Source organism: Salinibacterium sp. NG253, assembly GCF_015864945.1.
Taxonomy (GTDB): Bacteria; Actinomycetota; Actinomycetes; order Actinomycetales; family Microbacteriaceae; genus Rhodoglobus.
In genome coordinates this window covers 444,377-465,031 of record NZ_JADYWF010000001.1, presented here as the reverse complement: position 1 = coordinate 465,031, position 20,655 = coordinate 444,377, and the positions used below count along the sequence as shown (strand labels likewise).

The following is a 20,655-nucleotide window of genomic DNA, read 5'->3' as shown; positions in this document are numbered from 1 at the left end:
GGGGTGGCCCACACACGATGTGGGTCACCTCCTCGTCTTCGTTCTCTGCACGATAGGTAGGTATGTCGCAGTCCGCTCCCGCCGTGATCAATCCGGCACAGTCAGAACCGCCCACCCGGCGTTTTCGGGGGATCACAAATCCTCTCGCTCGTTTTCTTATAGTCCGTTTTCTTCTGATTTTCCCGACCGTGTTCATCCTCGTGACGATGGTGTTCTTGTTGATGCGCTCGATCGGTGACCCCATCACGGCTGCTCTGGGCGACCGGCTCACGGCAGCCCAGCTTGCGGAACGCATTAGCGCTGCAGGCTACGATCGCCCGCTCGTGGTGCAGTATTTTGAGTACCTCGGTCAGGTCTTCACCGGCAACTTCGGCACCGCCATCACTGATGGTCGTCCCGTTTCTGAATTGCTGGTCACTTACGGCAGCGCCACCCTTGAGCTCGCGTTCTACGCGGTGCTGGTGGCTCTCGTCGTGGGTATTCCGCTCGGCATGGTCGCGGCGTACTACCGCGACAAGTGGCCGGATGCCGTGCTGCGCGTTGCTGCGATCCTCGCCTACGCGACTCCGGTTTTCTTCGCGGGGCTGCTTCTCAAGCTCGTGTTTGCCGTCTGGCTGAAGGTGTTGCCGGTGGCAGGCCGAGCATCCACTCGCACAGAGCTGCAACTGACGACGCTCGACAACAAGTCGGGTATCTATCTGATTGACGCGTTCCGTCTGGGCAGCCCGGCAGCAATCGGCGATGTGCTCTCGCACGCCGTGCTTCCTGGCCTCGCGCTCGGGCTGCTCACGGCCGGAATCTTCTTGCGGCTCGTGCGCACCAACGTCATTGGTTCGCTGTCGATGGACTACGTGGATGCTGCGCGCTCCCGTGGCGTGAGCGAATACCGTCTCGTGCGCAAGCACGCCTACAAGCCCGCGCTTATTCCGATCATCACGGTTATCGGCTTGCAGATCGCCCTCCTGTTGGGAGGCGCGGTGCTGACTGAAACCACCTTCGAGTGGAAGGGTCTCGGCTTCAAGCTCGTCGAGTACTTGGGTGCTCGTGACTTTGTGGCGGTGCAGGGCATTGTGGTGCTGCTCGCGGTGATCGTGGCACTGACCAACTTCATCGTCGACATCATTGCGGCGATTATCGACCCGAGGGTGAGGTACTAATCATGACAACGACACCCTCACGTTTTGTGGCTGTGTGGCGCAAACTGCCTATTGTTCACCAGGTTCGCCAGTCGGTAGGACTCCAGCGCGGCATGCTCGTTGCCGGGCTCATTTTGACTGGCATCTTCTTGCTGACGGCACTTTTTGCTCCGCTGCTTGCTCCCTACGGTTTCTCGCAGCTGCGAGACGAAGAGGGTTCCTTTGGTGCGCAGGTTCCTCCGGGCGGTCAACACATTTTGGGCACCACCGTCGGTGGCTACGATGTGCTCTCGCGAGTGATTTGGGGTTCGCGCACCGCCCTGCTGGTGATCGTCGTTGCCGTTGCACTGTCGATCTTCGCCGGAGTACTTCTCGGTCTGGTCTCGGGTTACCTTGGCAGCTGGATCGACCGCGTTCTCGTGGTCATCTCCGACGCGGTGTACGCGTTCCCGACGCTCCTGCTGGCGATCGTCGCGGCCATTGCGATTAGCGGTGGCCAGTCGAGTTTCTGGGGTGGAGTGTTTGCGGCGGCAGTTTCAATCACCGTGGTCTATATCCCGCAGTATTTCCGTGTCATCCGTGCTGAAACGGTGCGAATCAAGTCGGAGGCCTACGTTGAATCGGCGAAGGTCATTGGCTCGAGCACGCCGCGGATCATGTTCCGCCACGTGTTCCGCAACGCGACGCGTACTCTGCCGTTGATCTTCACGCTCAACAGCTCTGAGGCCATCCTGACTCTCGCGGGTCTTGGCTTCCTCGGCTTCGGTATTGAGCCATCCGCTGCGGCTGAGTGGGGTTACGACCTCAACAAGTCGATTTCGGATGTCACGAGCGGCATCTGGTGGACGTCACTGTTCCCCGGGCTCGCGATCGTTCTCGTGGTTCTCGGAATCACTCTGGTGGGGGAGTCGCTCAATGACCTCGCTGACCCCCGCTTGCGCACGCGTCGTCGTGCCGACCAGTCGGCGCCGGCGCTCGAAACTGCTCCCATCTCGACGCTCGACCTCAACGACGATATTGACTCTATTGACCCGCTGGAGGCTCGCTCATGAGCAACATTGTTGAGATCAGGAATCTCGAAGTAACGTTCGCGACCGATGGCGGAGACGTCAAAGCTGTCGATGATGTGTCGCTGAGTCTTGCCCCTGGCGAGGTCCTGGCGATCGTCGGCGAAAGTGGCAGTGGCAAGAGTGTGACGGCCAAGTCTGTTCTCGGGCTGTTGCCCGAGACGGCGGTGTCACGCGGTGCCATTGTGCTCAACGGCAAAGAAGTTATCGGCATGTCCGGCAAGCGTTTGCGTGAGCTTCGCGGCGTAGATGTGGCGATGGTCTTCCAAGAGCCATCCACCGCGCTCAATCCCGTTTTCACGGTGGGCTGGCAGATCGCAGAAGGGCTTCGCGCCCACGGCAATGTGAGCAAGCGCGAGGCGCGAACGAAAGCGATCGAGATCTTGCGCAAGGTCGGCATTCCGGAGCCAGAGTCGCGCGTGGACTACTACCCGCACCAGTTCTCGGGTGGACAGAAGCAACGTGTCGTCATCGCCATGGCGCTCGTGCTCGAGCCAGAACTCATCGTGGCCGACGAGCCAACAACGGCTCTGGATGTCACCGTTCAGGCGGAAATCCTCGATCTGCTGCGCCGGTGCCGTGATGAGTTCGGTGCCGCGATCATTCTGATCACCCACAACATGGGTATCGTCGCCGATCTCTCCGATCGTGTTGCCGTGATGTATCAGGGCAAGCTGGTTGAAGAAGCCCCAGCTCAGCAGTTGTTTGATTCGGCCAAGCACCCTTACACGCAGAAGTTGCTTGCCGCCGTTCCTCGTATCGGTTCTGGTGCGTCGCGGGCAGCAGCACGCGTGTCTGATCGTGCGGCCGCTGGTGGCGAAAAGGATGTCGAACCTGTCGTCATTGCTGACAACCTCGAGATTGAGTTCCCTGGCCGTTTCGGTCGCGCGCCGTTCCGTGCTGTCGATCGCGTGAGCTTCACAATCTCACCCGGCGAAGTCCTCGGGCTGGTCGGCGAGAGCGGTTCGGGCAAAACCACGATCGGTCGTGCCATCGGTGGGCTCAACAAAATCACCGGTGGTTCGTTGTCTGTTCTCGGCCACGAAATGCTTGGCTTCAAAGAACGTCAGTTCCGGCCGCTGCGCAGCGACATCGGATTTGTCTTCCAAGACCCTGCCTCCAGCTTCAACCCGCTGCTCACGATCGCTCAGTGCGTTGCTGAGCCGCTGATCGTGCACGGCAAGGCCGAAGACCCGAATGATGCGCGCGGACGTGTTGATGAGCTTCTCGAGGCCGTTCAGTTGCCGAAAGCGTTTGGGGATCGCTTTCCGCACGAGTTGAGCGGCGGACAGCGCCAACGCGCCAGCCTTGCGCGTTCACTCGCGTTGCGACCTCGACTGCTGATCGCCGACGAACCGACAAGTGCACTTGACGTGTCGGTGCAAGCGAAGGTGCTTGAACTGTTCGCGGACCTACAACGGGATCTCGGCTTCGCGGCCTTATTCATTAGTCACGATCTTGCGGTTGTTGACATGCTGTCGGATCGCATTGCGGTGCTCTACAAGGGGCAGCTCGTGGAGGAGGGTGTTGGCTCTGAGGTGCTCGGCAATCCGCAGCATCCGTACACTCAACGACTGTTGGCCTCGCTGCCCGTACCGGATCCTCGCGAGCAGACCGAGCGCCGCGAAGCACTGAGGGCGCTGACTGACGTAGATTATTGAGGTGACTTCTACTCAGCCCACCGTGAGCGCCCGCGACTTGTCGCTGCGCTACCCGTCACGCAACCCTGAAACGCGTTCGATTGCTGTCAATGGTTTGAGTTTTGAGATTGCCGCTGGCGAAGTATTGACCGTTGTGGGCGAGAGTGGCTCGGGCAAGAGCACTCTTGCCAAAGCGGTTGCACTTCATGCTGAGACGGGCGCCTACGGTTCGCCGCTATTTAGCGGGGGAGAGCTCACAGTGCTCGGCACCGAACTGCGCTCGGTGAGTCGACGCAAGCGCGATCAATTGAGCTTGCGCGTGGGTTATCTGCCTCAGGATGCGGGCAACCACCTCAATAGTCGGCTCACGGTCGGCGAGAACATTGCTGAACCGATTTTTGTGCGGGATCGTCGTTTCAACCAACGGGAAGCCGCCGAAGCTGTTGCGACCCTCATCGACACTGTGCGTTTGCCGCTCTCGGTCATGAACCGGTACCCGTACGAGTTGAGCAAGGGGCAGCGTCAGCGCGTTGCGATTGCACGTGCCATGATCCTCGAGCCGCAACTGCTCGTGGCCGACGACCCCACCGCCGGTATTGACGTCAACGTGCGCTCAGCCATCCTCGACCTCATCGTTGATCTGCAAGCGCAACGCGAGTTCTCGGCACTGCTGGTCACCGCTGACCTGGCCGCGGTCCGCCGGGTCGCAACGAATGTTGCGATTATGCATCGCGGCATCCTCGTTGGTTCTGGTGAACTTTCAGAAGTCCTTTCCGACCCGTGGCACCCCTATGTGAAGGGGCTCGCCCACTCACTTGTGGAGCTCGAACGTGACCGGCACTAATGAAATAACGCCCAACGTCACCCCCGTGCCCGCCTCGACCTGGTTGGTGGGCGGCTGGGGTGCTGATATGGAGTGCGAGTCCGAAGGCATCTCTGTCCTGCGCAGTAGGCCGGATGGGTCGCTCGAGCTCGCGCAGCGTGTAGCGGAGGTGCCCTCGGCATCCTTTATCGTGGTCGATGGTGACCGCGTGTATTCGACGCTCGAAGGATCAGGCCAGGTCGCAGCATTCGACCGCGACGGCGAGACCCTCAGCACTCCAACGTTCACCGCCAGCGGAGGCCAATACCCCTGCCACATCGCGGTCCATGGCTCCACGATCATTGCCGCAAACTATGGCAGCGGCACGCTCGGAGTCATCGAGGCTTCGGCGAAACCCACGGCGCTCGACACGCGTCAGGTCGTCGAGACTGTCGGGCTCGGTCCACGACCGCAACAGGAGGGCCCGCACGCGCACTCTTCCGTTTTTGTCGATGACAGCACGCTATTCACTCTCGATTTGGGCGCCGACCTCATCCGCGTTTTCAGCTACGTCGATTTCGCGATCGAACAGATCGCCGAGGTCGCTACGCCGGCAGGGTTTGGTCCGCGCGATATCGTCGCCCGCCCCGGCAATCTGTTCTATGTGCTCGGAGAACACGGATGCGGCTTGCTCGTTTTCGAGTGGAAGAACCGTGCACTGCAGCAACTGTGCTCCATCGCGCTGCCTGGTGCTGTGGAAGGCGACCAAGCGTCCGCCATCGCAATCTCTGCCGACGGCCGCTTCGCCTACGCTGGGGTGCGCCACAGCAATCAGATTGCGGTCATGACGATTGCTGACGATGGCCGAAGTGTTGCACCCCTCACTTCTGTGTCGTGCGAGGGGAACTGGCCGCGCCACATCATCATGAGTGACGGCATTCTTCACGTCTGCAACCAGTATTCGCACGAAGTGGCTAGTTTCAGAATCGATCCGAACGGTATTCCGCAGCTGATTGCCCCGCCAACCCGGGTACTTTCGCCAACATACCTCGCCAGAATCGTCTGATGGTTTTTGAACTGCGAAATCATTTGCTAAAGTAATTGAGTTGCACAGCGGTCCTCGATAGCTCAATTGGCAGAGCAACGCACTGTTAATGCGTAGGTTCTTGGTTCGAGTCCAAGTCGAGGAGCTTATGAGTCCCGGCCACTAAGGTGGCCGGGACTTTGTGCGTTCCGGCGTTATTAGCTGCGCACCGCTGGGCGCGAGTTTCGAGGTGCCGCGGAGACGCAGTCGAGTGCCGAACGTTGTGGCCTACTCCGCCGGGAGTACCGCGAGCTGCGCCGCCGGGCCGACGCAGCCGCGCACACGGCCAACTAGCATCGAAGAATGCCTTCGTTGTCCCGTCGTTCCGCTCCGCGCTCATCGAATGCGATGCTCGAATCGCTATTGAGCGGCACGGGTATCCGCGCGTCGCAGTCTTCGCGATCGCGGCGCTTGCGACGCTGGATTCCGGTGGTGATCTCACTGTTGGTGCAAGTGCCGATCACGATTGTGGGGGTGATCTGGACCGGCGCCTACGCGGAGTATGGCGATGCGGCATCCGTGCTGCCATTCAGCACCGTTCTTGAACTCAGCAGTATTGGTGCTGGCGGGATCGCGGCCATCGCGCTTTCCCTCATTGGCCCGTTGCTGCTCTTGTGGATCCGACGGTATCCGGGGCCTCTCATCGCCGTCATCTCAGCTTTGGCTGCTGCGGACTTTCTCATTGGCTACTCACTGCTATCCCCGCCCTATCTTGCTCTCGCGTTCGCCATTGTCATCGCGATTTCGTATGGCGCGCGCACCTGGACCTGGGTGTCGATGATTGTCGTGTGGGAAGCTACGCTTCTTGCCGCGCTGGTTGTGGGCATTGAGTTAGACCCGCATCGCGTTGTTCCCACCACGATCGGGCTGCTGTTGGTGCTGGGCTTCGCTGAAGCGAATCGTCGCCGGCGTGAGCAATTCGAGAAGTTCCACACCGCCTTTGCGAGTCGCCGTGAAGAAGAGCTGCGAGCCGAGCGCACAAGAATCGCGCGGGAATTGCACGACGTCCTCGCGCACTCACTGAGCCAGATCAACGTGCAGGCTGGCGTCGGTCTTCATCTCATGCATAAGCAGCCAGAACAAGCTGAAGAAGCACTCGCGAGCATTAAACTTTCGAGCAAAGAAGCGCTCGATGAAGTGCGATCGCTGCTAGGGATGTTGCGAAGCGAAAGCGCTGACGCTGGTGAGGATGATGCTCCGCTGGTTCCTGAGCCTGATCTCTCTCGACTCGCGAGCCTCGCCGACTCGGTGCGCGCTCAGGGTATTGAGGTGCAACTCACCTCAGAGATTTCGGAACATACTGCCCCGGCGCTGCAGCTGGCGCTCTACCGAATCGTGCAAGAGTCGCTCACCAATGTGGTGCGTCATGCCTCAGCAACCTCGGCCATCGTCTCGTTGGCGGTCGAAGGCGACGACTATGTCGCTACTATTGCCGACAACGGTGTCGGTATCGATACCGACGGACACACAGCGGGGCGAGGGTTGTTGGGTATGCGCGAACGGGCCGAACTTCTCGGCGGCACGCTCCGCGTGGCCGAAGCCACGCCGCGCGGCACCGTGGTGACCGCGCGTATTCCGCGTCGTTCGGCATCCGCATGATCCGTGTTGTTGTTGCGGATGATCAGCAACTGATTCGCGCGGGCTTTCGAAGTCTGCTCAGCGCCGAAGATGACATCGAGGTTGTGGGCGAGGCGGCCACCGGAACCGACGTTATCGAGGTTGTGCGACGTGAACGTCCCGATGTCGTGCTGATGGACATCCGGATGCCCGATGGTGACGGACTCTGGGCAACCGAGCAAATTGCGACCATTCCCGACCTCGCTGAGACGCGCATTGTTGTCGTCACAACGTTCGAGGTCGATGAGTACGTCGCGCGGGCTATTCGCGCCGGAGCGAGCGGCTTTCTTGTGAAAGACACTGAGCCGGTCGAGCTGATCCGGGCGGTGCGTGTGGTCGCGTCCGGCGACGCCCTGCTGAGCCCTGGCGTTACAAAACGACTACTCGAGCGCTTTGCCCGCGGCTCACAAGTGGCGGTTGATGCCAGCATTCTGTCGGCGATCACCGAGCGTGAACGCGAAGTTCTCGCCCTGGTTGGGCAGGGGCTCACGAATGCTGAGATTGGCGTCAAACTCTTTCTGAGCCCGCTGACGGCCAAAACTCATGTCTCCCGCATTATGTCCAAGCTCATGGCGCGCGACCGCGTACAGCTCGTCGTCATTGCTTATGAGACCGGGTTGGTTTCGCTGGGGCGGGCCGTGTGACGCGTTAGGCGTCGAGCTGTTCCTCGGTGGGCAACCACGAGAGCCCAGGCTGACCCCAGCCCTGCTTGCGGATCGCTTTCGCGGCCGCCTTGGCATCCGGAGCCTGCAGGCGGTCGGCGTAGAGCACGCCGTCGAGGTGATCGTATTCATGTTGAAAAATGCGGGCGAGCCAGCCCGACGCTTCGATTTCGAACGGCTGCTGCTGCAGGTCGAAGGCGCGCAGGATGACGCGGTCGGCACGTGCAAGCGGGTAGCGTTCGCCGGGAATCGAGAGGCAACCCTCTTCATCCGCGTCGTCGGCGTCGAGCACGGGGGTGGGGCTTTGCCAAAGCTCGGGATTGATGGCGACGCCATGCCAGTGCGTGTCGTCGTCGTCGGTCCAGTCGTAGACAAAGATGCGTAAGCCGACGCCGACCTGCGGCGCGGCCAAGCCGACGCCCGGTGCTTCTTCCATCGTCTCGATCATGTCGTTGACGAGAGTCGTGAGCTCGCTATCGAAGGCCGTCACCGGGTTCGCTGGAGTGTGGAGCACCGGATCGCCGGTGATAATGATGGGAAGAACGGCCATGTACCCAGAATATCCCGTGTGAACCGAGTACATTTGACGAGTGCCGCCGGACATCCTTGACCTCAGCGATCAGATAAGCCTGACGCCGCTGCAAGCGGTGGGTATTCCGTTGGCGCTCATCGGCGCGATCCTGTTGTCGCTGGGAGCGCAGTTTCAACATCGTGGCGTTGCCCGCATGGAGCAGCACCATGGCAGCGAAGCCAACACAGGCCTCAACTTTTCCCAGATCAAGGCGCTGCTTGCCCGTCCGTCGTGGGTAATCGGCACGGCGTTTCTCGGACTCGCCATCGTTTTTCAGCTTTCGAGCCTGTCGCTTTCCCCGCTCATGGTGGTGCAACCCCTCGGCGCCGTTGCGCTCGTGATGACCGCGATCATGAATTCCCGCATCGCGAAGGTGCGCTTGGACGCCATTTCCATTCGAGCGATCGTGATGTGCGTTGTCGGCGTTGGTGTGTTTGTCGGAATCGCCGCGATGTTCGCCAAGTCCACGGTTATCACCCAGCGTGAGCTGTCAATTGTGCTCATCGTCTTGGCGATCGTCTTGGCCCTCTGGATCGTGCTGTTCCTGGTCTTCCGCAAGAACGCGTCCCCTGTTTTTTATATCTTGGGTGCCGGCATGCTGTTTGGTTTCGTCGCGACGCTCGCCAAGGTTGTCATCGACCGCATCAAGACGATCATGATTTCTGGTTCTGGATTTGAGAGCACGGACTTCCTTACGATCCTGTGCATTGTTGGGCTCATCGCTGCATCCCTTCTCGGTTCGTACTTCGTGCAGACCGCCTACGCCTCCGGCCCGCCAGACCTCGTGGTGGCGGGACTCACCGTTATCGACCCGCTCGTTGCGGTGACGGTCGGCATCCTTGTTCTGGGAGAAGCAGCCGATGCGCCATTCTGGGCAATCATTGCGTTTGTGATTACGGGTGCCGTGGCCATTTTCGGTGTGTTCTCGCTGTCGAAGCACCACCCGCAACTGAAGTCGTAGCATTTCGAGGCGCTCGGTCGAGTAGCCCGTGCGTGCAGGCCGCGTGAGGTACGTTATTAGATGCCGTTGACCTGACCGGGTCGTAAACGCACTGGCTCGTGACGCACAACTGTTAAGGAACTCTTCGACTGTGACTTCCGCTGTGAGACGCTCGCCCCACGAGGGCAAACCGCGACTTCGCATTCTGATCGGTGCCGACACTTTCTGGCCGCAAATTAATGGTGCAGCGACCTTCATTGCTCGATTGGCCGCTGGTCTCGCTGAGCGCGGCCACGATGTGCACATTGTGGCTCCCTCGTACTCCAACAAGAAGTTGGGCACGATGGTCGAGGAGCATGAGGGCCAGAAAATGACCCTGCATCGCCTCTACTCGTGGCGCTGGCTCGGCCACCCGTGGCTGCGGTTCATGATGCCGTGGCGGGTCAGGCAAAATTCGGCACGCATCCTTGATCAGGTGAAACCCGATGTCATCCACTTTCAGTCGCACATCATCGTCGGCCGCGGCATGACGATCGAGGGCGAGAAGCGAGGAATTCGCCTCGTCGGCACTAATCACTTCATGCCCGAGAATTTACTCGATCACGCCTACATCATCCCCAAGTTTTTGCGCCGAAAAGCTATTCAGGCGGGGTGGGCTGCTGCCGGACGTTCCTTCTTGCGTGCCGCGTGGGTAACCACTCCGACCCGGCGCGCCGCCGAATATCTCGAAGCAAACACGAACGTGCGCAACGTCGTTGCGGTGTCGTGTGGGATCAATGCCGATGGTTACAACGGCAATCTTGAGCCCAAGCCGGAGAACCTCATTGTGTTCTTGGGGCGCCTCTCCGACGAGAAGCAGATCGATAAACTCATTCGCGCTCTCGCGATTCTTGACCCTTCGCTCGACGCGAAGCTCGAGATCGTCGGCGGGGGAGAGCTCGAGGGAAAACTTCGTGCCCTCGCAACCTCGTTGGGCGTCGCGGATCGTGTGACCCTCACCGGATTTGTCGAGCAAGATCAACTGCGTGATGCGCTGCAGCGTGGTTCAGTGTTCGCGATGCCATCGATCGCGGAGCTGCAAAGCATCTCAACAATGGAGGCGATGGCTTCTGGACTGCCCGTCGTCGCTGCTGATGCTATGGCTCTGCCTCACCTTGTGCACGATGGCGAGAACGGGTTCCTGTTCGAGCCCGGCAACGTCGAGGATCTGGCCGCAAAACTCACCCAAGTGCTGTCGATGTCAGCGGATGAGGTTCTGAAGTTCAAGAAAGAAAGCTTGGCCATTGTGGCTGCCCACGACATCCAGCGCACCTTGGATACGTTCGAGAGCATGTATCGCGGCGAAGAGGTCTCTGCCGCGGTGTCATCCGACAAAAAGAACGAGAGCGCCTCCTAGTCGGAGACGCTCTCGTGGGAGCCACAGCAATCGGCTCGTGAGCGTAGGCGTGGAGCCTACTTCTTTGCGGGGGTGCGGTTTTCGGCCGATACCATCCAGGCGTACTGTTCGAGCGTTTCGAGAATGCCGTGGAGCAGATCCGCGCTCGTGGGGTCTTCTTCGTCGATGGGATCGTGCACTTCGCGAATCGTTTCGATTGTTGCTTCGAGGCGCTCTGTCAGAAGGTCGATGGTGTGGGCAGTGTCCACCTCGCCAGCCGGAAATGCGGGAAGAGTCGTGGTCTCGGCCACGGTGTCGCTGCGGCCATCGGGGGTGGCGTGGAGTGCGCGCATCCGCTCAGCAATGGTGTCGCTGAAGCCGCGTGCAGCATCAATGATTTCGTCAAGCACAAGGTGAGTGTCGCGGAAGTTCTTGCCAACGACGTTCCAGTGAGCCTGCTTGCCCTGAAGCTGAAGCTCGAGCAGTTCTACGAGAACCTGCTGAAGGCGGTCGGCCAGACCCTTGGATGCTGTGAAGCCTCGCTCAGCATTTTGCTGGCGGGTTTTGCGAGCCCCAGATTTGGCCGGACTTGTGGTCTGCGCTTTCTGTGAATCAGTCATGGTGCCACCGTACGAGCGTTGGTTTGGCGCTGGCTCAGTATTCCTTGGGAGAAAGCTGAGTGCGCGAGACTGGATCGCCCGCCACTCGTGACTTAGGCTCGAATTTACCGTCAGATCTGAGGGGGAGCACCGTGGCAATGAGATTTCTACTGATTTTCGCTTGGCTCGTGCCGGCCTTCATCGTTGTACTTGGTCTCAACGTGGGCGCCACGATTTGGTATTACATGGAACCGCAGATGGGCATACTTCCGGATCCGGGCACCTACTACGTCGCCGTATTTGCGGGCTTCATAGCGCTGCTGTTGAGTCTCGTCGCAGCGATGGGCATCTCAATCCACGTGGGCCTTTCCCGCCCCCACGTGAACGCGAATGTGGCTTCATCCGATCGCTAGATCGGGCGCGGAGATTTCTTATCCAGCGCTGGGATTTACTCTGAGCAGTGGCGTGCGCTGCCTGGCTGATTTTGCCGGTAACGTAGATACGCGCTCGCACTCGTGTGGGCACGGGGCGGTAGCTCAGCTGGTTAGAGCAGCGGACTCATAATCCGTCGGTCATGGGTTCAAGTCCCATCCGCCCTACATTTCGCATTCACGCTAATCGCTTGTGGAGCTCACTCAGCGTTTCGACCGTCAGAGTCGGCGGCGTGAAGTGCTCCGGGTAGTGCGCTCCGCTGCGGTTTACCCACACCGTCGAGAGTCCGGCGTTGGCGGCGCCGTGGATGTCCCATGGATGCACCGCCACGAGAAATGCGTCGCCCGAAGTGGCCCCGGCGCCGGTGCGAGTCAGCGCGCCTTCGTACGCTGCGCGTGCAGGTTTCCACGGGGAGTGTCCCTCCACTGACAAGAAGCCCGCCATCGCATCCGCGACTCCCGCCCCAGTGAGCATGCGCTCGGCGTTGCTCGCAGGTCCGTTGGAGAGAGTGAACAGTCGATGGCCGGCGTCGGCCAGCGACCGGAATCCCGGAGCGACATCCTCGTGAAGTTGCACGCTGGAGAACGCGGTGATGACGGCATCTACTGCGTCGTCCAGTGGCATGGTGAGGGGAGAGCTGCCGAGAGCGTCGCGCGCGTTCACCGTGGCGATGTCAAGAAAGCGTGCCTCGCTATCAGTGCTGGTGAGCGCGAATCCGTCACGCAGAATGCTCGCGAACCACGATGCTGCCCGATCTCGCGTTGCGCCAACCGCTTCGAAAGCGTCGGCGACGGGCGAAAGATCAGACAGCGTCTCGTTGACATCGAAAAACAGAGTCACAGGGGCGTTTGTCATCTCTACCGGCTTTCTGTACTCCAGCGTCACAGCCCGAATGCTGCGGCTATCTCAAGTACTGGGGCTTACGGTACGCGCAGAAGTGAACGTTTGCCTGAGATCCAGAATACGAGAGACCCGAATGCGATCATGACGATGACGATGAGGCCGACGAAGAAGAAGACGCTGCCGTAGCCGGTGTCGGGGTGCAGGAACGGATACGGCACCCAACCATCAGTTGCGCCGCGTACGAGAACGACGACGACCCAGACGATGGGGTAGATCAACACGATCCAGAGGCGACTAAACGCGATGCGGGCGCGGTCGGAGAAGAGAATCCAGTCGGCAAGAGCAAATATCGGGGTAATGATGTGTAGCGCTGTGTTCGCCCAAGCGACGGGAACGCCGCCGGCTGCACCGAGTGGGGCGAGCAGCGTCGCATAGACGACCCCGACGATGATGATGTAGGTGGTCACTGAAGCGCGCGCGATGTTAAGCGCCGGTGAAGCTGCCTCGCCGCGTAGAGAAACAACCGCGATGACCGCGTACACGACCGCAAGGATGATGTTGGACTGAATCGTGAAGTACCCAAACATGTTGAACGGGTTGATCACGGTGCGCCCTGCCGCTTCGGCAACGGTTGCGATGACCGCGGCAGCGACGAGCGCGGCAATCGCTAAGCGCAATACTGCGACAACGACCGCGCCATTTCGGCTCTCGGGTGTAGCGGGTTTGGCTGCGTAAGTCATAGTTCCCCTCGAACTAAAAAACGTGCGATCGAACTGACTCTAGCGAGTGCAGTGCGATCGCACGCAGAAGGGAACGGTGTCGTTAGTTGCGCACCTTGCCGCGACCGAAGATCAGCCACAGGATCGAACCGAAGATCGACAAGAAGAAGGCGACCAAGATCCACACGAATTTGCCGAGCACACCGTGATTGTTGCTCTTGGCGATCGAAACGACGGTGATGATGAAGATGACCAGGCCGACGATGCCAAAACTGAAGCTAATAGGTTCCATGGTCTAAATCTATCGGGCATGGCACTATCAAGTTATGAGTTTGCTGGATGCTGCGTGGCATGCCCTCGGGGAAGATGCCGCCGCCCTCGCCTTAGTGCGTGACAATGGCACTGCTGTGCCCCTCACCGGAACGCTGCCTTCGGGTCGCTTCGTTCATGACGCTATCGCTGCCGCCTCGTTTTCAGCGTCGCTGCTGGCGGCACGGAGGGTCGGATGCGCGGTTCCTTCCGTTGAGCTCAATCCGCTCAAAGTGGCGACTGCCGTTACGAGCGACAAACACTTTCGGCACGATGGCGAACCGGTCACGGCGTGGGCAGAACTCTCCGGGTTCTGGCCCTGCAGCGACGGGTGGGTGCGCACGCATGCCAATTATCCGCACCACCGCGCAGCTCTGCTGAACGCGCTCGAACTGCCCGACGGTACGGGCGCCGACGAGTTCATGCTCGCGCTCCACACGATGGATGCGGCCGACGTCGAAGAGAAAGTTGTTGCCGCCGGGGGAGTTGCCACCGTCGTACGCACCGCAGAGGAATGGGCCGAACATCCGCAAGCCGAGGCGTTGGCAGAGTTGCCCGTCGTCGAGCTGTCATCGCTCGGCGATACCGAACCGGCTCACCTCACCGAAACCACCGTCGACGCGCCACTGGCGGGCCTGCGCGTGCTCGACCTCACCCGCGTGATCGCCGGGCCCGTCGCGGGGCGAACCTTGGCCCTGTGGGGCGCCGACGTTCTGCGTATCGACAGCCCAAGGCATCCTGAAATCCCGTGGCAACACCTCGACACTGGTGCCGGCAAGCGTTCGGCCCTGCTCGACCTCGACGACGACACCGACCGAGCAACCTTCGAGAAGCTGCTTGAGACCGCGGATGTCGTACTCACCGCCTACCGCCCCGGCTCGTTGGATAAATTCGGGCTTTCCCCCGCGGCTCTCGCCGAGCGACGCCCGGGAATTATCGTGGGCCGCCTTTCGGCGTGGGGAACAGTCGGACCGTTGGCTGAACGCCGCGGCTTCGACAGCATTGTTCAGGCCGCAACAGGAATCGCGCTGGTTGAGGGCGAAGGCAAGGGAACGCCGGGCGCTCTACCTGCTCAAGCTCTGGACCATGCCGCTGGGTATCTGCTTGCGGCTGGCATCACGACCGCAGTACGCCGCCGGATCGATGCGGGCCACTCGTGGCTAGTGGAGGTGTCGCTCGCGGGACTGGCGACTGAACTGTTGCAGCAGCGACGTCCGCGGCACGCGCCGACGGCATCCGCTGGTTTCACACCGACGGTGACGACTCACGACGGGGTGACTAGTGCCGTGCCTGCGCCGGCCTACGCGGGCGGGCCTGGACGCTTCAGCACCCCTGCGGTCGAGTGGGGTTCGAGCGAAGCGGCGTGGCTTTCCTAACAAGCCGATCTGGCTTTCCTGAAATAATCCCGTGTCGGCGGTGGTTGGCATCATGGACTTCAACAAGGATGGACTTATGACTGACACTGCTGCGCCCACACTCACGCCCGAAGCTAAGCTCGCGCTCTTTCGCGAACGTCGCGACCAGGCGGTCGTGCAGCAGAACGGCAATCTTGCTCTCACCAACACCCAGTGGGTGGATGCTGAACAGACCATCTGGGGAGTGCCCGGCACGTGGGCTCCGCACGAAAACGGTCTCACAGTCACCGCCACGGCCGAAGACAACATCGTTGTTGACGGCACGCTCGTGGAGGGCAGCGCCGTGGTGCGCAGCAAGAGCGACGAAAACCCGAGCACGATCGTGTTCGGAGAAACCGTCACCGGGTTCGTCATCACAGCCCCCGAGGGAAACCACGCCCTGCGCGTCTGGGACACTAACTCGCCCGCCATCCAAGAATTTGGAACGATCGACGCCTACGGCTACAACCCGGACTGGGTAATCACCGCCGCGTTCACACCCAACCCCGAGGGAACCACTCTCGGCTTCGAACACCTTAAAGACGACGGCCAAGAGCGGGAACAGCCGATTCCGGGCGACATCTCCTTCACGAAGGATGGCGTCGATTACAACCTCGCCGCCTTCAAATCAGGCCGTGCCCTCCAGCTCGTGTTCGCGGATGCCACGAGCGGCGTTGACACCTACAGCGTTGGTCGCTTTCTCTTTGTCGCTCCCAACCCCGACGGCACCATCGTTCTCGACTTCAACCTCGCGATCCTGCCGCCCTGCGCCTTCAGCTACAACTTCAACTGCCCCATGCCGCCCAAGCAAAATCGTTTCGCGGTTGCCATCGAGGCTGGCGAAAAGAACGTCATGAAGAAGGACGGCTCGCTGCTTCACGACTAGCCGCGCGGCGAGTGCGACTCCAAGAATTCGAATACTTCGGTGGTGTCAACCCCGGGATACATTCCGGTGGGCATTGCCGCGAGCAGCGAACTGTTGAGCCGCGCGCTCGGGATCGAATGTTGCGCCCAGCGTGACGACAGGTTCTCGGGCGCGCTGCGGCAGCATCCCTCATCCGGACACGTTGAGACGGCACGGTTTGTGGTGTCGCGCCCACGGAACCACTTTGCTGACGCAAACGGCGTGCCCAGACTCACCGAGAAATCACCGCGGCGGCCCGACTGGATGCGCGACGTGCACCAGTAAGTGCCGCCTGGCTTGTCGGTGTACTGGTGGTACGGGCTGAAGCGGTCCTCAACGTCGAAGACTTGGCGCGCACTCCACTGCCGGCACACGATTTGTCCCTCGATCGCGCCAAGCGCATCCGTCGGAAACGCTGCACTGTCGTTTTCGTAGGCCTTGGAAATTGTGCCGCCCTCGTGCACCTTCAAGAAATGCACGGGAACGCCCAAATGTTCGGTCGCCAAGTTGGTGAAGCGGTGGGCTGCTGTCTCGTACGGCACCGCGAATGCATCGCGCAGATCTTCGACGGAAAGTTCTCGCTGCGCTTTCGCCGCAGTGAGAAAGTCGACAGCGGTCTTCTCCGGCACCATGAGGGCCGCCGCCAGATAGTTGGTTTCCACGCGCTGATACAGAAACTCAGAGTAGTCAGCAGGCTCCCGGATGCCCAACACATGCCCCGCAAGTGCCTGCAGCAGCGTCGAGCGTGGGTCGGTTCCTTCGCCCTGCGCCACCGGCAAGTAGATGCGGCCATTGCGCAGATCCGTCACGCTGCGAGTGGTGGCGGGCAGATCGGGCACGTAGTGCAGTGAAAACCCGAGGTGGGAGGCAAGGTCAGAGGCAACCCGTTGGGAGAGCGGTCCGCCGGTGTGGCCGACGGCATCCAGCAGTTCTCGGGCTGTCGTCTCAAGTTCACCAAAGTAGTTATTGCGCCTGCGCATCATGCGCCGCAGTTCGGTATTAGCGCGGCGGGCTTCCTCAGGCGTTGCCGCACGCTCACGGTGCAAGCGCTGCAGCTCGTCGTGCAAGCCGAGCACGGTTTCGATTGCCTCATCGCTGAGGGTCTTGCGCACCGGCAGTTCGGGCAGCGCGAGCGAGTTGTAGAGCGGACCGCGCTGTGCGCGTTCGAGAGCGATCTCGAGGGCAGCACGCCGTGACGGCGGCTCTGAGCTCAGGAGTTCATCCACCGACACCTCAAAGAAGCGGGCGATCTTCTGCAGCTCGCTGAGCTTGAGCTCTCGCTTGCCGTTCTCGATAACGGAGACCTGAGAGGCCGCACGCTCGAGTGCGGCACCCAGGTCATCGAGGGTGAGACCGCGATCGGTGCGGAGTTGACGGATGCGGCGGCCAACAGTGAGGGAATCGAACATGTCCTCATCGTCTGCCTGCGTACGCGTGCGTGGGGTCATCCGAACATCCTCCTTGATGGTCTTCTGTCGAAAAACAGAAGAATCAGGATAATTCTGCAACAAATCGTGGTGAAGAACTAGTGCAGGGGTGCCAGAGTCGAAGAAACGAAGTACCGATGAACCACTGACGAAGGAGCCAGCAATGACGAACAACCGCCCCGGCGACCAAAACCAGACCGCAGCCGAACTCGAAACCGAGTGGAAGACGGATGCACGCTGGAACGGAATCGAACGCGATTTCAGCGCCGAAGACGTCATTGCCCTCCGCGGAAGTGTTAGGGAAGACCGCACGCTTGCTCGTCGCGGCGCCGAGAACCTCTGGAACCTCCTGCAGCGCGACAACACCGAATGGGTCGCCGCGCTTGGCGCGCTCACCGGCAACCAGGCTGTGCAGCAAGTGCGCGCCGGGCTCGAAGCGATCTACCTCAGCGGCTGGCAAGTTGCCGCCGACGCCAATCTCTCCGGCCAGACCTACCCCGACCAGAGCCTCTACCCGGCCAACAGCGTGCCGGCCGTTGTGCGTCGCATCAACAACGCGCTGATGCGGGCCGACCAGATTGAGACCGCCGAGGATGGCGCTCCCAAGATCGATTGGATGGCGCCGATTGTGGCCGACGCAGAAGCCGGCTTTGGCGGGCCTCTGAACTCCTACGAGCTCATGTCCTCCATGATCGAAGCCGGAGCTGCTGGCGTTCACTGGGAAGACCAGCTCGCGTCAGAGAAAAAGTGTGGCCACATGGGCGGCAAGGTACTCATCCCGACCGCACAGCACGTTCGCACTCTCAACGCGGCTCGGCTCGCGGCCGATGTTGCCGGGGTATCGAGCATCATCATCGCTCGCACCGACTCGCTCGCTGCCGACCTCATTACCAACGATGTGGATGACCGCGACAAGCCATTCTTGACGGGAGAGCGCACCAGCGACGGCTTCTACCGCACCACTCCGGGCATCGAAACGGTGCTCAGTCGAGGCCACGCTTACGCGCCCTACGCAGATCTGCTCTGGGTGGAGAGTGCGAAGCCCGATCTTGAGCTGGCGCGCACCTTTGCGGAGAGCATCCACAAGGAGTTCCCCGGTAAGAAGCTCGCCTACAACTGCTCGCCATCGTTCAACTGGAAGCGTCACCTCGACGATGACCAGATCGCGAGCTTCCAGCGCGAGTTGGCTGCCATGGGTTACGCCTTCCAGTTCATCACTCTTGCCGGGTTCCACGCCCTCAACCACTCGATGTACACCCTGGCTCGGGGCTACAGCGAGCGTCACATGAGTGCGTATGTGGAACTGCAGGAGGCAGAGTTCGCGTCTGAAGCAGACGGCTACACGGCAACGCGCCACCAGCGCGAGGTCGGAACAGGGTACTTCGATCGAATCGCGACGGCCCTCAACCCCACGAGCGAAACCCTCGCCCTCGTCGGCAGCACCGAAACGGCGCAATTTCATTAAACCGGCACCGCCACCCCTCGACTACGCAACTTTCTAAGGACAGATAATGACTACTCGCAGAATGGAACCGATCGCTGAATCGGAGGATCGATTCGACGAAATCTTGACCCCGGATGCGCTGCATTTCCTCACGCGGCTGCATGACCAGTTCGCTGGTCGCCGCCATGACCGCCTCGCAGCTCGCATGGAATCGCGCAAGCACATCACGAACGGGCGCAACCTGCGCTTCTTGCCGGAGACGGCAGCAATTCGGGAGGACGACAGCTGGCGCGTTGCCGGTGCCGGTCCTGGACTCGATGATCGTCGGGTGGAGATCACGGGGCCGACAGATCGCAAGATGACCGTCAACGCCATGAACTCGGGGGCGAAGGTGTGGCTTGCCGATCAGGAAGACGCGACAAGCCCGACCTGGCACAACGTCATCGGCGGCCAGATCAACCTGTACGACGCGATCCGTCGCCAGATTGACTTCACTTCTCCCGAGGGCAAGACCTATGCTCTCGGCGAGGAGACGCCAACGATCGTGATGCGACCGCGCGGGTGGCACTTGGTAGAAAAGCACCTCCGGTACACTGACCGGGCAGGGTTGCGCACGCCAGCATCCGGATCGCTCGTCGACTTCGGGCTCTACATATTCCATAATGCGCACGAACTGATCGAGCGCGGCAGCGGCCCGTACTTTTACATCGCCAAAATCGAGAACCACCTCGAAGCGCGTCTGTGGGATGACGTGTTCACGTTCGCCGAAAACGCGCTGAACATTCCGCACGGCACGATCCGCGCGACGGTGCTGATCGAGACAATTCCTGCCGCGTTCGAGATGGAAGAGATCCTCTACGAGCTGCGCGAGCACTGTGCTGGGCTCAACGCAGGGCGCTGGGATTACATCTTCTCGATCATCAAGAACTTCCGCGGTCGTGGGGCGAGCTTTGTACTCCCTGACCGCTCCGCCATCACGATGACGGTTCCGTTCATGCGGGCCTACACGGAGCTGCTCGTTGCCACCTGCCACAAGCGGGGAGCACATGCCATCGGAGGCATGAGCGCCTTCATCCCGAACCGTCGTGACCCCGAAGTGACCGCTCGCGCCCTCGACGCTGTGACGCGCGACAAGCGCCGCGAGGCCACCGATGGCTTCGATGGCACCTGGGTCGCACATCCCGATCTCATCCCCACCGCTCGTGCCGAGTTTGACGCGGTACTGGGGGAGCGTCCCAACCAGGTTGACCGCCTGCGCGACGACGTTCACGTGACCGCCGACGATCTGCTCGACCTGCGCATCGACGGTGCGGTAACGGATGCCGGAGTGCGTTCCAACGTCTCCATCGCGTTGCGCTACATCGAAAGCTGGCTCCGCGGAGTCGGCGCTGCCGCCATCGACAACCTGATGGAAGACGCCGCTACCGCTGAGATCAGCCGCAGCCAGCTGTGGCAGTGGATGCACCAGCGCGTTGTGACCGCGGAGGGCACGCCCATCACGCACCGGGGTATTGAGGAAGAACTCGCCCACGTGTTCGCGACGCTTGAGCGCACCCCGGGTGACCGCTTCGATGATGCTGCGGCAGTGTTCCGTGAAGTGACGCTAGAGGATGATTTCCCCACCTTCCTCACCCTCAGCGCCTACAGCAGCTATCTCGTAGAACAGCCCCGCGAGACTGCTGCCTGACCC

20 protein-coding genes and 2 tRNA genes are annotated in these 20,655 nt (G+C 60.9%); 16 read left to right on the top strand and 6 right to left on the bottom strand.

The features are described from left to right. Positions 1 to 62: 62 nt before the first annotated feature. The 8 genes from I6E52_RS02235 (at position 63) to I6E52_RS02200 (ending at position 7,990) form a co-directional block, all read left to right on the top strand. Positions 63 to 1,157, top strand: a complete 1,095-nt coding sequence (locus I6E52_RS02235) for an ABC transporter permease (protein ID WP_197154546.1) — start codon at positions 63 to 65, stop codon at positions 1,155 to 1,157. 2 nt (positions 1,158 to 1,159) lie between these two features. Next, positions 1,160 to 2,188, top strand: a complete 1,029-nt coding sequence (locus tag I6E52_RS02230; protein ID WP_197154545.1) for an ABC transporter permease — start codon at positions 1,160 to 1,162, stop codon at positions 2,186 to 2,188. Continuing rightward, positions 2,185 to 3,864 carry an ABC transporter ATP-binding protein gene (locus tag I6E52_RS02225; RefSeq protein WP_197154544.1) on the top strand — a complete coding sequence of 560 codons (1,680 nt, stop codon included), beginning with the start codon at positions 2,185 to 2,187 and terminating at the stop codon, positions 3,862 to 3,864. Before I6E52_RS02230 ends, I6E52_RS02225 begins: the two co-directional genes overlap by 4 nt. A gap of 1 nt (position 3,865) precedes the next feature. Next, on the top strand, positions 3,866 to 4,687 hold the full coding sequence (locus I6E52_RS02220) for a dipeptide/oligopeptide/nickel ABC transporter ATP-binding protein (protein WP_307842326.1): 822 nt from the start codon (positions 3,866 to 3,868) through the stop codon (positions 4,685 to 4,687). After that, a complete protein-coding gene (locus tag I6E52_RS02215) occupies positions 4,674 to 5,711 on the top strand; it encodes a beta-propeller fold lactonase family protein (protein ID WP_307842324.1) in 1,038 nt (345 codons plus the stop codon). Before I6E52_RS02220 ends, I6E52_RS02215 begins: the two co-directional genes overlap by 14 nt. 51 nt (positions 5,712 to 5,762) lie before the next feature. Continuing rightward, positions 5,763 to 5,835 (top strand) — tRNA-Asn (locus tag I6E52_RS02210). Positions 5,836 to 6,032: 197 nt separating this feature from the next. Beyond that, entirely contained in the window at positions 6,033 to 7,328 is a 1,296-nt protein-coding gene (locus I6E52_RS02205; RefSeq protein ID WP_197154543.1) for a sensor histidine kinase, read from the top strand. Next, positions 7,325 to 7,990, top strand: a complete 666-nt coding sequence (locus tag I6E52_RS02200) for a response regulator transcription factor (RefSeq protein ID WP_197105800.1) — start codon at positions 7,325 to 7,327, stop codon at positions 7,988 to 7,990. Before I6E52_RS02205 ends, I6E52_RS02200 begins: the two co-directional genes overlap by 4 nt. Positions 7,991 to 7,994: 4 nt before the next feature. Here the strand turns inward: I6E52_RS02200 and def are convergent, their stop codons facing one another. Next, entirely contained in the window at positions 7,995 to 8,558 is a 564-nt protein-coding gene (def, locus tag I6E52_RS02195) for a peptide deformylase (protein ID WP_197154541.1), read from the bottom strand. A 40-nt stretch (positions 8,559 to 8,598) separates the two neighbouring features. On the opposite strand from def, the gene I6E52_RS02190 reads away from it, so the two are divergent. Next, the gene (locus I6E52_RS02190; protein ID WP_197154539.1) at positions 8,599 to 9,540 is read left to right on the top strand and encodes a DMT family transporter; all 942 of its coding nucleotides are present in this window, start codon (positions 8,599 to 8,601) and stop codon (positions 9,538 to 9,540) included. A gap of 142 nt (positions 9,541 to 9,682) precedes the next feature. Continuing rightward, on the top strand, positions 9,683 to 10,915 hold the full coding sequence (locus tag I6E52_RS02185; RefSeq protein WP_307842323.1) for a glycosyltransferase: 1,233 nt from the start codon (positions 9,683 to 9,685) through the stop codon (positions 10,913 to 10,915). Between the two features lie 56 nt (positions 10,916 to 10,971). Here the strand turns inward: I6E52_RS02185 and I6E52_RS02180 are convergent, their stop codons facing one another. Then, positions 10,972 to 11,514, bottom strand: a complete 543-nt coding sequence (locus I6E52_RS02180) for a Dps family protein (RefSeq protein WP_197124438.1) — start codon at positions 11,512 to 11,514, stop codon at positions 10,972 to 10,974. A gap of 137 nt (positions 11,515 to 11,651) precedes the next feature. Here I6E52_RS02180 and I6E52_RS02175 point away from each other — a divergent pair, with 137 nt between their 5' ends. Further along, entirely contained in the window at positions 11,652 to 11,906 is a 255-nt protein-coding gene (locus I6E52_RS02175) for a hypothetical protein (RefSeq protein WP_197154533.1), read from the top strand. Positions 11,907 to 12,018: 112 nt separating this feature from the next. Further along, positions 12,019 to 12,092: transfer RNA gene (locus tag I6E52_RS02170), tRNA-Ile, on the top strand. Between the two features lie 10 nt (positions 12,093 to 12,102). Here I6E52_RS02170 and I6E52_RS02165 read toward each other — a convergent pair. From I6E52_RS02165 to I6E52_RS02155, 3 genes are all read right to left on the bottom strand, one after another. After that, a complete protein-coding gene (locus I6E52_RS02165) occupies positions 12,103 to 12,780 on the bottom strand; it encodes an HAD family hydrolase (protein ID WP_197154531.1) in 678 nt (225 codons plus the stop codon). A gap of 65 nt (positions 12,781 to 12,845) precedes the next feature. Next, positions 12,846 to 13,508, bottom strand: a complete 663-nt coding sequence (locus I6E52_RS02160; protein ID WP_197154529.1) for a Pr6Pr family membrane protein — start codon at positions 13,506 to 13,508, stop codon at positions 12,846 to 12,848. Positions 13,509 to 13,590: 82 nt separating this feature from the next. Then, positions 13,591 to 13,779: a PLDc N-terminal domain-containing protein gene (locus I6E52_RS02155; protein WP_197154527.1), complete on the bottom strand. Its 189-nt coding sequence runs from the start codon at positions 13,777 to 13,779 to the stop codon at positions 13,591 to 13,593. Between the two features lie 34 nt (positions 13,780 to 13,813). Between I6E52_RS02155 and I6E52_RS02150 the strand changes: the two genes are divergently transcribed. Next, positions 13,814 to 15,172, top strand: a complete 1,359-nt coding sequence (locus I6E52_RS02150) for a CoA transferase (protein ID WP_197154525.1) — start codon at positions 13,814 to 13,816, stop codon at positions 15,170 to 15,172. A gap of 76 nt (positions 15,173 to 15,248) precedes the next feature. Continuing rightward, positions 15,249 to 16,076: a DUF1684 domain-containing protein gene (locus I6E52_RS02145; protein WP_197154523.1), complete on the top strand. Its 828-nt coding sequence runs from the start codon at positions 15,249 to 15,251 to the stop codon at positions 16,074 to 16,076. Here I6E52_RS02145 and I6E52_RS02140 read toward each other — a convergent pair. Continuing rightward, positions 16,073 to 17,542, bottom strand: a complete 1,470-nt coding sequence (locus I6E52_RS02140) for a helix-turn-helix transcriptional regulator (RefSeq protein ID WP_197154521.1) — start codon at positions 17,540 to 17,542, stop codon at positions 16,073 to 16,075. The genes I6E52_RS02145 and I6E52_RS02140 overlap by 4 nt on opposite strands. Before the next feature lie 142 nt (positions 17,543 to 17,684). Here I6E52_RS02140 and aceA point away from each other — a divergent pair, with 142 nt between their 5' ends. Beyond that, a complete protein-coding gene (gene aceA, locus I6E52_RS02135; protein WP_197124446.1) occupies positions 17,685 to 18,986 on the top strand; it encodes an isocitrate lyase in 1,302 nt (433 codons plus the stop codon). A gap of 46 nt (positions 18,987 to 19,032) precedes the next feature. Next, entirely contained in the window at positions 19,033 to 20,652 is a 1,620-nt protein-coding gene (gene aceB, locus I6E52_RS02130) for a malate synthase A (protein ID WP_231601737.1), read from the top strand. Positions 20,653 to 20,655 lie beyond the last annotated feature (3 nt).